A 13048-nucleotide genomic window follows, 5' to 3' on the forward strand; every position below is an offset into this window, starting at 1 on the left:
GGGATTCGGAGAGAGCATCGGTGTCTTATGTCTTATATAAGACATAAGATCTACCATGGCCGATTATGCATTATTATCCCGCCATTTGCCACACAACCTGCCCAGCCGGGCGTCGAACGGGTGCCAGCCGGCGCCGGGAGAGACACCCAAACCGGCCGGTGTCCGCCGGATTCCGCATGCGCCTCCTTGCCCTCAACAAGCCGTTCGGTACCATCTGCCAGTTCTCGCCGCACGAAACCCGCGCGTCGCTTGCGGATTGGGTCAAGGTCCCCGGCGTCTATCCGGCCGGCCGCCTCGATTCCGATAGCGAAGGCCTGCTGCTGCTCACCGACGACGGCACGCTGCAGGCGCGCATCGCCGAGCCGCGTCACAAGCTCGTCAAGCGCTACTGGGCCCAGGTCGAAGGTGCGCCGGATCAGGCGGTGCTCACGAAGCTCGCAAGCGGCGTCGATCTCGGCGACTTTGTGACACGCCCCTGTCATGCCCAACTGATCGAACCGCCCGCGACCCTCTGGCCGCGCAATCCGCCCATTCGTTTTCGCGCGGCGATCCCCACCACCTGGATCGAACTGTCGATCACCGAAGGCAAGAACCGTCAGGTCCGCCGCATGACGGCGGCCGTCGGCTTCCCCACTCTGAGGCTCGTGCGTGTGGGCATCGGCGCGCTCGATATTTTTTCGCTCGGCCTTGAGCCCGGCGCCTCGCTCGACCTCGCTCCGCGCGCACCGTGGGACGGCATCCGTTGATGCTTAAGGTTTAGGCAAAGTCCCGCTAAACCGTTGTATCCGCAAGCATTTTTTATTTGTGTCATTTCCATTGCGGCGCTTCGCCGGGCGCCATTGGCCTTTACATCGCGGCGGAATAAATATTCCCGAAAATTTGCGTCAACCGCGTCGCGAGTTCACGCGTTATTCGACGCAGATGCCGCCCGAAGCTATCCGGCATTCAGCCTTGAGGGCCTTTGTGCAAGCCGTTCTTGCGGTCAGTGCAGGGAGTCCGAGCGCTAGCAGACGCGTCACGAAAATTTGTTGATGCGGCTGTCAACCGAAAGGTGGATGGCACGTTTACCGACATGACTCATATATAACCGGGTCATTTGGTTAATTAACTAAAGCTGAGGATTCACAAAATGAACAAACTGATCGCCGCTCTGGTCGCTGGCCTCTTCGCAACGGCAGCATTCGCACAAGCTTCGGCACCGGTCGCAGCTTCGGCAGCTCCGGCAGCTCCGGCAGCAGCAGCTTCGTCGGCAAAGAAGACCACGAAGAAGGCAGCACACAAGAAGGCATCGAAGAAGAAGGCAGCAGCTGCTGCTGCAGCTTCGGGCGCTTCGGAGTAAGTTTGTTGTAAAAACGCAGTCAAGAACTAGCAGCACTTGCCGTTCTTACGGCGTTGAAAGGCAGATCACCGCAAGGCGATCTGCCTTTTTGTTTTTGACGTGCTCTGACGCGCTCGCGTAACATGCGCGGGTTAATTTCCTGCCTGGAGTCCTGCCGTGCGAATTTCCCTGCGCTCGTTGTTTGCGCGTTTTGCGTTTGCTGTTGCATTGCCGTTGGCTGCCGCTTCATTCACGCTGGCCCCTGTCCATAGCGCCTACGCGCAGCAGATGCCGCCCGGTGCGAAGCAGCCCGGCGACTTCCCGCGCACCAGGCTGACGGTCGGCATGTTCGTCATCGACGCCGCCGTGGCCGCCAACGATCCGGATCGCGAGCAAGGCCTGATGTACCGTACGCAACTCGCGCCCAACGAAGGCATGCTGTTCGTGTTCAACGAGAACGCCGTGCACTGCTTCTGGATGAAGAACACGTTGATCCCGCTGTCGATCGCCTTCATGCGCGCCGACGGCACGATCACCGACATCGACGAAATGGATGCCGAGACCACCAACAACCATTGCCCGCGCAACAACGGCGTCTATGCGCTGGAAATGAGCAAGAACTGGTTCGAGTCGAAGGGCATCAAGGCGGGGATGACGATGCAGGGCCTGCCCGCGGCACAGTAAGCGCAGTAGGCGCGCTCAGCGCAGGCAGAAGGCCGAGGACACGTACGCGGCCGCCGGCCGACCAGGCGTCGGCCTTTCGCCTTCCCGCCGCCCGCCCCATCCGCGAAGCCGGTGGCCCTCCAGGACCACCGGCTTTTTTGCACCTGCACACGCCGCCGCAACGCCCACGGGCTGGCCGTCACGCCCGCCTGGCAAGAATCCTGCAAAAGCGGGTGTCACGCGCTATGCTTATAGTCTTACAGCAGCACCGAGATCGTCCGGGCGGCTTCGCGCGCCGCGCGACGCCCGTCACCGGCGAACCACTCCAAGGAGGTTCACGTGCCCCGCAAGACTCCCATCGAGCGCTACCGGAACATCGGCATTAGCGCTCACATCGATGCCGGCAAAACTACCACCACCGAACGCATCCTGTTCTACACCGGCGTGACTCACAAGATCGGTGAAGTTCACGACGGTGCGGCGACGATGGACTGGATGGAGCAGGAACAGGAGCGCGGCATCACGATCACCTCGGCTGCCACGACTGCTTTCTGGAAAGGCATGGCCGGCAACTATCCGGAACACCGGATCAACATCATCGACACCCCGGGCCACGTCGACTTCACGATTGAAGTCGAGCGCTCCATGCGCGTGCTCGACGGCGCGTGCATGGTGTACGACTCGGTCGGCGGCGTGCAGCCGCAGTCCGAAACGGTGTGGCGTCAGGCGAACAAGTACAAGGTGCCGCGCATTGCGTTCGTCAACAAGATGGACCGGGTTGGCGCAGACTTCTTCCGCGTGCAACGGCAGATCGGCGATCGCCTGAAGGGCAACGCGGTGCCGATCCAGATTCCGGTCGGCGCGGAAGATCATTTCCAGGGCGTGGTCGACCTCGTCAAGATGAAGGCGATCTACTGGGACGAAGAGAACCAGGGCATCAAGTTCGAGTACCGGGACATCCCGCCGGAGCTCGCGGCTACGGCGAAGGAATGGCACGACAAGATGGTCGAGGCCGCCGCTGAAGCGAGCGAGGAACTGCTCGACAAATACCTGGGCGGCGAGACGCTAAGCGAAGAGGAAATCAAGCACGGCATCCGTGTGCGTACCATCGCCAACGAGATCGTGCCCATGCTGTGCGGCAGCGCGTTCAAGAACAAGGGCGTGCAGGCGATGCTCGACGCGGTGATCGACTATCTGCCGTCGCCGCTCGACATCCCCGCCATCACCGGTCACGACGAGCACGATAACGAAATCGAACGTCATCCGAAAGACGACGATCCGTTCTCCGCCCTCGCCTTCAAGATCATGACCGACCCGTTCGTCGGCCAGCTGATTTTCTTCCGCGTCTATTCGGGCGTGGTGAATTCGGGCGATACCGTCTACAACTCGGCCAAGGAAAAGAAGGAACGCCTCGGCCGGATCCTGCAGATGCATGCGAACGAGCGCAAGGAAATCAAGGAAGTCTACGCGGGTGACATTGCCGCGGCAGTCGGTCTGAAAGAAGCGACCACGGGCGACACGCTGTGCGATCCGAACCACGTCATCATCCTTGAAAAGATGATCTTCCCTGAGCCGGTGATTTCGCAGGCCGTCGAGCCGAAGACCAAGGTCGACCAGGAAAAGATGGGCATTGCGCTGAACCGTCTCGCCCAGGAAGACCCGTCGTTCCGCGTGCAGACCGACGAGGAATCCGGCCAGACCATCATCTCCGGGATGGGCGAGTTGCACCTGGAAATTCTGGTGGACCGGATGAAGCGCGAGTTTGGCGTGGAAGCCACGGTTGGCAAGCCGCAGGTTGCGTACCGCGAAACGGTGCGCAACAAGGTCGAGGATGTCGAAGGCAAGTTCGTCAAGCAATCGGGCGGCCGCGGTCAGTACGGGCACGCAGTGATCACGCTGGAACCGTCGGCTCAAGGTAAGGGCTACGAATTTGTCGACGCCATCAAGGGCGGCGTGATTCCGCGCGAATACATCCCGGCGGTCGACAAGGGTATTGTGGAAACGCTGAAGGCCGGCGTGCTGGCGGGCTATCCGGTGGTCGACGTGAAGGTGACGCTGACCTTCGGCTCGTACCACGACGTCGACTCGAACGAAAACGCGTTCCGTATGGCCGGTTCGATCGCGTTCAAGGAAGCGATGCGCAAGGCCAAACCGGTGCTGCTCGAACCGATGATGGCTGTCGAGGTGGAAACGCCCGAAGACTTCATGGGCAACGTGATGGGCGACCTGTCGAGCCGTCGCGGGCTCGTGCAAGGCATGGAAGACATCGCCGGAGGCGGCGGCAAGCTGGTGCGCGCCGAAGTGCCGCTCGCGGAGATGTTCGGCTATTCGACTTCGTTGCGTTCCGCAACGCAAGGCCGCGCTACGTACACGATGGAGTTCAAGCACTACGCCGAGACGCCGAACAACGTCGCCGAAGCGGTGATCAATGCGAAGCAGAAGTAAGCGCTGAAACCTGGCTTGGAAAAGGCCCGTTCATTGCGAGCGGGCTTTTTTTCGCCAGCGACCGGAGACACGCCATGAGCCACGACCATCCGCACGACCACGATCACGCCCACTCCCACTCCCATGAACCCGACGCCGCCGGCGCGCCCGTCGACTGGCGCGAACACGGCGTCAAGGTCATCCGCGGCGATCAGCTCGATTCGAACACCGCGCAAACCCCCGGCATGAACCGCGCCGCCGCGATCAACGCAGCGCGCGTCGGCGCGCAAAAAATCTGGGCGGGCACGGTGACGATTCACCCGAATGCCAAGACCGGCGCGCATCATCACGGCGCGCTCGAAAGCGTGATCTACGTGGTGCGTGGCCAGGCGCGCATGCGCTGGGGCGAGCACCTCGAGTTCACCGCCGAGGCCGGTCCCGGCGATTTCATTTTCGTGCCGCCCTACGTGCCGCATCAGGAGATCAACGCCAGTACCGACGACCCGCTCGAATGCGTGCTGGTGCGCAGCGACAACGAAGCCGTCGTGGTGAATCTGAACATCGACGCCGTCGAAGCGCCCGAAACCGTGTTCTGGGTCGATCCGATTCACAAGCATCCGCACGAGCCCTGAGCCGACCGGTAAGGATGTCGCTGTCGCAGCGGTTCTTCTGCCGGTGCATCGGCAAGTGTTATACGGCGCTGAAAGGGCTGCCGGCGGCGGTCCGCCGAACGTTGTCAGCGCGACACAGGTTGACCCTTTTAAGCGCGTGAGGCCGGTGCGAGGCCGCCGCAAGCATTCCGAATCGGTGGGCAATCGCTTACACTGAAACCGCTTTTCGCCATCGCAATACCGTCGCCCCTGCCGTGCGTCCGCCGCCCGGCACCTATCAGAACGGACTGGACACCCCATCGATGAAGACTCCCGCGGACCGACTCCTCGCGCTCGACACGGCACGGCACAGCGCCGATCAATACGGCAATCACGCGATCGACGAATTCCTTGCCGGCCGTCTGTCGCGCCGCGAACTCCTGCGTTACGCCAGCGTCATCGGGCTCTCGCTGGCCGGTGGCGGCCTGTTCGCCTCGCCGCAAGCGCGTGCCCAAGGCACCGCGGGCGCAGCCAACGCGACCATCCGCGTGGCCCATCTGACGCCGACCGGCGCGATCGACCCGCTCACCGTCACCGACGCCGGCGGCCTCGCGCTGCTGGTTCAGACCGGCGAATTCCTGATCGACGACGACGGCCAGCAACTGGTCCTGAAGCCGGCGCTCGCGCTCTCATGGAAGCCGAACGACAAGGGCGACGTCTGGACCTTCAAGCTGCGCCCGAACGTGAAGTTCAGCGACGGCCAGCCGTTCACCGCCAAAGACGTCGTGGCGACTTTCGACCGCCTCGCCGATCCGGCCAGCGGTTCGGCGGCGCTCTCGGTACTCAAGGGCGTGCTGTCCAAGGGCGGCACCCAGGCCGTCGACGATCATACGGTCGCCTTCCATCTCGACGCGCCGAACGGCAACTTCCCCTACTACGTTTCCTCGGACAATTACAACGCCATCCTGTTGCCGGCCAGCTACGTGGGCAACTACGAAAAGAGCTTTATCGGCACGGGTCCGTTCAAGCTCGAGAAGTACACGCCGAAGGTAGGCGCCTCGTTCGTACGCAATCCCGACTACTGGGGCAACAAAGCGTTACCGCAACGCGTACAGTTCTCGTTCTACGCCGACGAGCAGGCACAGATTCTCGCGCTGCAAGGACGCGAGGCAGACGTGATGGGCACGTTCACCGTACAGGGCGGCGCGGGCCTCATGAACAACCCCGAGTTCAAGACGATAGCGGTGAAGTCGAGCGCGCATCGCCAGATCCACATGCGCAACGACGATCCGCTCTTCAAGGACAAGCGCGTGCGCCAGGCGTTGGCCCTGACGCTGGACCGCGATGTGATCGTGCGCGGCCTGTTTCGCGGCAAGGCGCAACTCGGCAACGACAGCCCGTTTGCGCCGGTGTTTCCATCGTCGGACGCAGGCGTGCCGCAACGCAAGATCGACCTTGCCAAGGCAAAGCAACTGCTTGCGCAAGCGGGCGTCGCCAACGGCTTCGACGTCACGCTCACCACCGAAAAGTACATGGAGATTCCCGATCTCGCCGTGGTCGTGCAGAACGCGGCGAAGGCGATCGGCGTGCGCATCAATCTGAAGGTGGAAAGCCAGTCGCTCTATTACGGCGCGGGCACGCCCGGCAAATCGGACTGGCTCGACTCGCCGCTCGGCATCACCGACTACGGCCATCGTGGCGTGCCGAACGTGTTCCTGAACGCGCCGCTGACGAGCACCGGTACCTGGAACGCCGCGCACTTCAAGAATCCTCAGTATGACCAATTGGTCGCGCAGTTCGTCGCGGCCGTCGACATCGGCTCGCAGCGCAAGCTCTCAGGGCAGATCCAGACGCTGCTGCTCGACGAGACACCGGTGATCATTCCGTTCTTCTACGATCAACTGATTGCGATGCGCGCGGGCGTCAACGGCATGCGCTTTACGGCGCTCGCGCAGTTGTACTTCGACAAGGTGACGCTCAGCGCGTAATGGTCAGCACACCACGTCCCGCTGCCTGATCGCGGCGCGCTCCGCCACCCGCCCATCATGTCGACCGCGCTCACCCCCTCCCCGCCTCGCGTTGCAACCGGCAACGCGGGACGGGTCGCGCGCTTTCTTGCGACCCGTCTTGCGCTGTCGTTGATCACGCTGTGGCTGCTGTCGATGATCGTGTTTGCGGGCGGCCAGTTGCTGCCCGGCGACATCGGCCGCTCGATTCTCGGCCCGCTCGCCGACGCGCGCGCGGTCGCCGCGCTCAATCATCAGCTCGGCGCGGACCGGCCGTTGCTGACGCAATACGTCGAGTGGATCACGCATTTCCTGCGCGGCGATATGGGGTTGTCGTACGCCTATCGCGAGCCGGTGGGACCGTTCATCGCCGATGCGCTCGCGCATTCCGCGAAGCTCGGCCTGCTCGCGTTCATCGTGGTCGTGCCGTTGGGGATTGCGGGCGGCGTCTGGGCCGCGATGCATGCGGGACGCTGGCTTGACCGCACCATCAGCATCGCCGGTTTGTCGGCGACGGTCGTGCCGGAATTCGTGTCGTCGATCGCGTTGATCCTGATCTTCGGCGTATGGTTGCGCTGGCTGCCGATCGAAGCCACCTACCCACCCGGCGCCGGCGTGCTCGAACAACTGAAGCATCTGATCCTGCCGGTCATGCCGCTCGTGCTGGTGTTCTTCGGCTACATCGCGCGCATGGCGCGCGCCGGCACCGTCGAAGCGCTCGACGCCGATTACACCCGTACCGCCATTCTCAAGGGCCTGCCGCAACACGTCGTGATCTGGCGACACGTGTTGCGCAATGCGCTGCTGCCCACCATCACCGTCGCCGCGACGCAGCTCGGCTACATGATCGGCGGCCTCGTCGTCGTAGAGACGCTGTTCCACTACCAGGGCATCGGCTCGCTGATCTACAACGCCGCCAAGGCGAAAGACTTTCCGATGCTCGAAGCCGGCGTGCTGACCATCGGCGTCGTCTATACGGTGGCGAATCTCGCCGCCGATGCCTTGCAGGTGTTGCTCAATCCGCGTCTGCGCGTGAGGAGCGGCGAATGAGCACGATCGTCCCGGCTACGCCGCCCCCTCAGACGCGCGAGCCCCGCTTCGATCAGTTGCGCGTGCTGCTGCGCTCGCCGACCTTCGTGGTCGGCGTGGTGATCGTGGTGTGGTGGGTCGTGTGCGCGCTTGCCGGGCAGTGGATCGCGCCGCTCGACGCCTATGCCTCCGACCCGCTCAACTCGCTGACGCCACCCGATCATACGCACTGGTTCGGCACCGACCAGCTCGGCCGCGATGTGTTCTCGCGCGTGATTGTCGGCGCGCGCGACATCCTCACCATTGCGCCGCTCGCCACGCTGCTCGGCACCGTGGCCGGCACGGCGCTTGGCCTCGTGGTCGGCTACTTCGAAGGCTGGGTCGACAACGTGGTGGGGCGCGCCATCGACGCCGTACTGGCGCTGCCGCTCGTGATCGTCGCGCTGCTCGCGCTGGCCGCCGTCGGGGCATCGAACTTCACGGTGATCCTCGTGATCGGCATTACCTTCACGCCGATCACCGCGCGCACCGTACGCGCCGCCGTATTCGCCGAACGCCATCTCGACTACGTCGCCGCGGCTCAACTGCGCGGCGAACGTGCACCGTACATCATGTTCGTGGAGATCCTGCCGAACGTGCTGCCGCCGATCATCGTCGAAGCCACCGTGCGCCTCGGCTACGCGATCTTCGCGGTGGCGACGCTGTCGTTTCTCGGCTTCGGCATTCAGCCGCCGTCCGCCGACTGGGGCCTCGCGTTGTCGGAGTCGTACACGCTGATGGCCGGCGGCGCGTGGTGGACCGTCGTCTTCGACGCGGTGGCGATTGCCTCGCTGGTAGTCGGCGTGAACCTGATCGCCGACAGCGTACAAGGCGTACTCGACCGATGAACGGCCCACCGCCCGCCTCGTTCCCCGCCTTCGACGTCTCGAAGAGCGAGCGCGCCGACGCCCTGACCGTCGTCGGTCTGACGGTCACCTACCGGATTCGCGGACGCGACCGCGAGGTCCTGCACGACATCTCGTTGCGCGTACGACGTGGCGAAGCCTATGGACTCGTGGGCGAATCCGGTTGCGGCAAGTCGACCATGGCGATGGCGACGCTGCGCTACCTGCCGCGCAACGGCAAGGTGAAAGCGGGCAAGATCCTGATTGCCGGACAGGATGTGCAGGCGCTCGACGCCGACGCATTGCGCAACTTGCGCGCGACGGCGATCTCGATGGTCTACCAGGACCCGGGGCGCGCGCTGAATCCGTCGATGACGATTGCGCGTCAGGTCGCCGAAGCCTTCGAAGCCGCCGGCGCCACCCGCAACGAAGCGCTCACGCGCACGCTGGAGATGCTAAAGCGCGTGCGCATCGCGGCGCCCGAACGGGTGATGGATAGTTATCCGCATCAATTGTCGGGCGGCATGCAGCAGCGCGTGGTGATCGCAATGGCGTTGGCCTCCAACCCTGCCCTGCTGATTCTCGACGAACCGACCACCGGGCTCGATGCCACGGTCGAAGCCGAAGTGCTGGATCTCGTCGCGCAACTGCGTAAAGAACTCGGCACCGCGGTGCTGTTCATCAGCCACAACCTCGCGGTGATCGGGCGCATGTGCGAGCGGGTCGGCGTGCTGTATGCGGGCAAGCTCGTCGAAGAAGGCGCCACCCAAGACGTGTTTGCACGGCCGCGTCATCCGTACACCGTTGGGCTGCTGCGCTGCCTGCCCACTTCGGGCCGCAGCAAGACGCTCGAGCGGCTCGATACGATTGCAGGTCAGTTGCCGGCGCCCGGCTCGGTCACGCAAGGCTGCATCTACGCGGAGCGCTGCCGTCTTGCCGACGACCGCTGCCGCCGCGAGGCGCCGCCGCCGCACCGGGTGGCCGCTGCGCACGGCGATCAGATGTCGCGCTGCCACTATCACGAACGCGCGCTGGAATTGCCCCGCGCGAACGCCGACGTGCCGGCACCGCGCACGCACGCCGATAAAGCCGTGCAGGCGCAGGCCGCCAGCTCAGGCGCACTGGTGCTGCGCGCCGAGCGGGTCTCGAAGACCTTCCACGTCTCGGGCGTCGCGGTGAAGGCCGTCGACGACGTCTCGCTCGATCTCGCCACCGGCGAGACACTCGGCCTCGTCGGCGAATCGGGCAGCGGCAAGACCACACTCGCCAAGCTGATGCTCGGTCTGCTCGCACCCGACGCCGGCAGCGTCCTCGAACTCGACGGCACGCCGCTGCCGGCACGCGTCACCCGGCGCAACGACGAGCAGGTCAAATCGCTGCAGATCGTGTTCCAGAACCCGGACTCAGCACTCAACCGCTCGCACTCGGTGAAGCGGCTGATCGGCCGCGCGCTGTCGCGGCTCGCTGCGTTGCGCGGCGCCGCGCAGGACGAACGGCTCGCCGCGCTCACGGCGGCAGTGCGCCTGCCCGATCGCTATCTGGGCGCGCGCACACGCCAATTGTCAGGTGGGCTGAAGCAGCGTGTCGCGATTGCGCGTGCGTTTGCGGGCGAACCGCGCGTGGTGGTCTGCGACGAGCCCACTTCCGCACTCGACGTCTCGGTGCAAGCCTCGATCCTCAACCTGCTCGCCGATCTGCAGCGCGAACGCGGCGTGAGCTACGTGTTCATCTCGCACGATCTGCACGTGGTGCGCTATTTGTCCGATCGCATAGCCGTGCTCTACCTCGGACGCCTGCTCGAGATCGGACCGGCCGCCGCGGTGTTCGACGGACCGCATCATCCCTATACCGAAGCGCTGTTGTCTTCGGCCCCCGCGCTCGACGCCACTGCGCACGGCGAGCGGATCCGCCTGTCCGGCGAAGTCCCGAGCCCGGCGGCGCCACCCTCGGGCTGCGTGTTCCATACGCGCTGTCCGCGCAAGCTCGGCGCCCTCTGCGAACAGCAGGACCCGCCCTTCGTCGATGCCGGCGACGGGCACAGGATCCGCTGCCACATCCCCCTCCACGACCTGCGCGCACTGCAAGGCGCAGCGCGCGACGCATAGCACGACGTTTCACGTCCGAAACGTTTTCCGTCGATTCACCCTGCCCCGCGCCGCGCCCATCGCAGAGAGGCCACATCGGACGGGCTTCCGCGGGCAATGGCATGGATATCGCTATAGAAGAAGCGGTATCCGGCCCGCGTTGAACGATCCAGCCGCGTGCGCGAACCGCCTTGCTGAACTCCATCCAGATGGACCGGCGCCGCGGTACGCCGCGCACCGTCGACATCGCGCGCGGCAAACGAACGGGCAACCGGCGTTTGCCTGACCGCGCGGGGGAGGGGGCATCACTCACACGAGCCGGAGCCACCAACGATCGGCAGAACGGTGACAGCGTTCCGCGCACATCGCGTGCGTTATGCAGTGGCACGTGGCGCGCAAAGCGAACTCGGGGAGCGATGAGGCCCGCAACGCAACAGGCCATTCGCGGACGAAACGGCGTGAGAGACGGCAGCGGACGAGGAGCTGGCGCCTCCTCGGGAGAGAAGTAATGAAGACCATAAGATTAAATCAGTACTACTACGGGATAGCCAGAGGAGTGACTGTACTGGCTGCGGGCGCGGGGTTGCTGGCCTGTCATGCGGCCTACGCGGATTCGTCGGTAAGCGGCATGAAGCCGGCGGTTGCAGCGGCTGCTCCGTTGCCCGCCAGCGGTGCGGCCGCGACGACCCAACTCGCGCAGGACGACCCGTCCGCGACCGGCGAGGCAGCCTATGCAACCACCATGGCTGACGATGTCGCGACGATCTTCTCGGTTCAGGAGTGCCGTAACACCGAGTCCGGGAACTGCACGTCGCATCGACCTGGCGGCGCGGGTGCCGGCGCGGCGAGTGCGGGCGCAGGTGCTGGTGGCGCAGGCGCCAATGCCGGTGCAGGGTCGGGTGGCGCTGGCGCTAGCGCCGGCAGCGGCCCGAGTGGCGGCGCGAAGGGCGGTGGTAGTGGTCCTAGTGGTGGCGGCCCCAGCGGTGGCGGTCCTAGCGGCGGTGGCCCCAGCGGTGGTGGTCCCAGCGGTGGTGGTCCCAGCGGTGGCGGTCCCAGCGGCGGTGGCCCCAGCGGCGGTGGCCCCAGCGGCGGTGGTCCCAGCGGTGGTGGCCCCGGCAGTGGTGGTCATGGCGGCGGACCCGGCGGCGGGTTTGGCGGTGGCATGGGCAGCGGCTGCGGTTGCGGCAGCGGTCCTGCGGGTGGCTTCGGTGGCGGTCCTGGCGGCTTTGGCGGAGGCTTCGGCAGCGGCGGTCACGGAGGCAAGGGTGGAAGCGGCAACGGCGGTGGTAACGGCAACGGCGGTAACGGACACTAGATCCACGGGAACGGCGCCCCCGAGCCGTTCCCTACCGCACGCCGTACTCCGTCGCGGCAGCCCCTCCCGGCAAGTGCAGGCGGTGACGTCTCGATCCCCCGGTCGAGCGTCACCGCCCAGGCCGGGGCCGATGACGAGCCATCACATACATCCGGATCGACGCAAACCCCATGCGCGTCAAACCGGCTGGAACCAAACAGCGGCAACGCCCTCATACCAGATTCAACGTTCGAAATGAGGGCACCTCAACATGCAAGCACATGTCCCCCGCACCGCAGCGCGAACAGCCACCGGCCTGCTGATGGCAGCAGCACTCGGCTTCGCCACGCTGGCACACGCGCAAACGGCGGATCAGCAGGCACAGCAGGCGGCACAGCAGGCCGCGCAACAACAGGCCGCCCCTCCCGTCGATCCATCCTTTTCCGCCTGGTCGCTGATGCAGGTCTGCAAGCAGAAGGCCGATAACGTCGCCGAGGGCCAATGCGTCGGCGCGATACGCGGCATCATCCACGGCTATCAATACGGCGTGCTGTTCCTCGGTCAGCGCGCCTCGCTGCCGGCCAACGAAACCCAACGCGTGTCCTTGTGTCTGCGCAACGTGCCGGTTGCATCGATCGTCGACGACTTCGTCGGCGACGCTGCTCAGGTCAACGAAGAGTCCCTCAAACGCACCCCCGCCGAAGTCGCCGTACTCGGCTCGGTCCATCTGCATCACGCCTGCAACTGAGCGCAGCC

General features: G+C 64.8%; 11 protein-coding genes. All 11 read left to right on the plus strand.

All coding sequences use genetic code 11. The features are described from left to right. Positions 1-176 precede the first annotated feature (176 nt). The 11 genes from BUS12_RS27820 to BUS12_RS27870 all read left to right on the plus strand — a co-directional run bounded on the left by BUS12_RS27820 (position 177) and on the right by BUS12_RS27870 (position 13040). Complete coding sequence (locus tag BUS12_RS27820; protein ID WP_074300588.1) at positions 177-746, plus strand: pseudouridine synthase; 570 nt, start codon at positions 177-179, stop codon at positions 744-746. 383 nt (positions 747-1129) lie between these two features. Then, positions 1130-1339 carry a hypothetical protein gene (locus BUS12_RS27825; RefSeq protein ID WP_074300589.1) on the plus strand — a complete coding sequence of 70 codons (210 nt, stop codon included), beginning with the start codon at positions 1130-1132 and terminating at the stop codon, positions 1337-1339. A 156-nt stretch (positions 1340-1495) separates the two neighbouring features. After that, on the plus strand, positions 1496-2002 hold the full coding sequence (locus BUS12_RS27830; RefSeq protein ID WP_074300590.1) for a DUF192 domain-containing protein: 507 nt from the start codon (positions 1496-1498) through the stop codon (positions 2000-2002). A gap of 318 nt (positions 2003-2320) precedes the next feature. Further along, positions 2321-4426, plus strand: coding sequence for an elongation factor G (gene fusA, locus BUS12_RS27835; protein ID WP_074300591.1), 2106 nt, complete (start codon positions 2321-2323; stop codon positions 4424-4426). Positions 4427-4500: 74 nt separating this feature from the next. Next, a complete protein-coding gene (locus BUS12_RS27840) occupies positions 4501-5037 on the plus strand; it encodes a cupin domain-containing protein (RefSeq protein WP_074300592.1) in 537 nt (178 codons plus the stop codon). Positions 5038-5318: 281 nt separating this feature from the next. After that, positions 5319-6983: an ABC transporter substrate-binding protein gene (locus BUS12_RS27845; protein ID WP_074301745.1), complete on the plus strand. Its 1665-nt coding sequence runs from the start codon at positions 5319-5321 to the stop codon at positions 6981-6983. A gap of 57 nt (positions 6984-7040) precedes the next feature. Next, complete coding sequence (locus BUS12_RS27850; protein ID WP_074300593.1) at positions 7041-8051, plus strand: ABC transporter permease; 1011 nt, start codon at positions 7041-7043, stop codon at positions 8049-8051. Next, positions 8048-8917 (plus strand): ABC transporter permease, encoded by an 870-nt coding sequence (locus tag BUS12_RS27855; protein WP_074300594.1) that lies wholly within the window; start codon positions 8048-8050, stop codon positions 8915-8917. The genes BUS12_RS27850 and BUS12_RS27855 overlap by 4 nt, the downstream gene beginning before the upstream one ends. Further along, complete coding sequence (locus BUS12_RS27860; protein WP_074300595.1) at positions 8914-11019, plus strand: ABC transporter ATP-binding protein; 2106 nt, start codon at positions 8914-8916, stop codon at positions 11017-11019. Before BUS12_RS27855 ends, BUS12_RS27860 begins: the two co-directional genes overlap by 4 nt. A gap of 487 nt (positions 11020-11506) precedes the next feature. Continuing rightward, entirely contained in the window at positions 11507-12313 is an 807-nt protein-coding gene (locus BUS12_RS38985) for a hypothetical protein (protein ID WP_074301746.1), read from the plus strand. 250 nt (positions 12314-12563) lie between these two features. After that, positions 12564-13040, plus strand: a complete 477-nt coding sequence (locus BUS12_RS27870) for a hypothetical protein (protein WP_074300596.1) — start codon at positions 12564-12566, stop codon at positions 13038-13040. The last annotated feature ends 8 nt before the right edge of the window (positions 13041-13048 follow it).

The sequence above is a fragment of the Paraburkholderia phenazinium genome, from assembly GCF_900142845.1.
GTDB classification, from domain to species: domain Bacteria; phylum Pseudomonadota; class Gammaproteobacteria; order Burkholderiales; family Burkholderiaceae; genus Paraburkholderia; species Paraburkholderia phenazinium_A.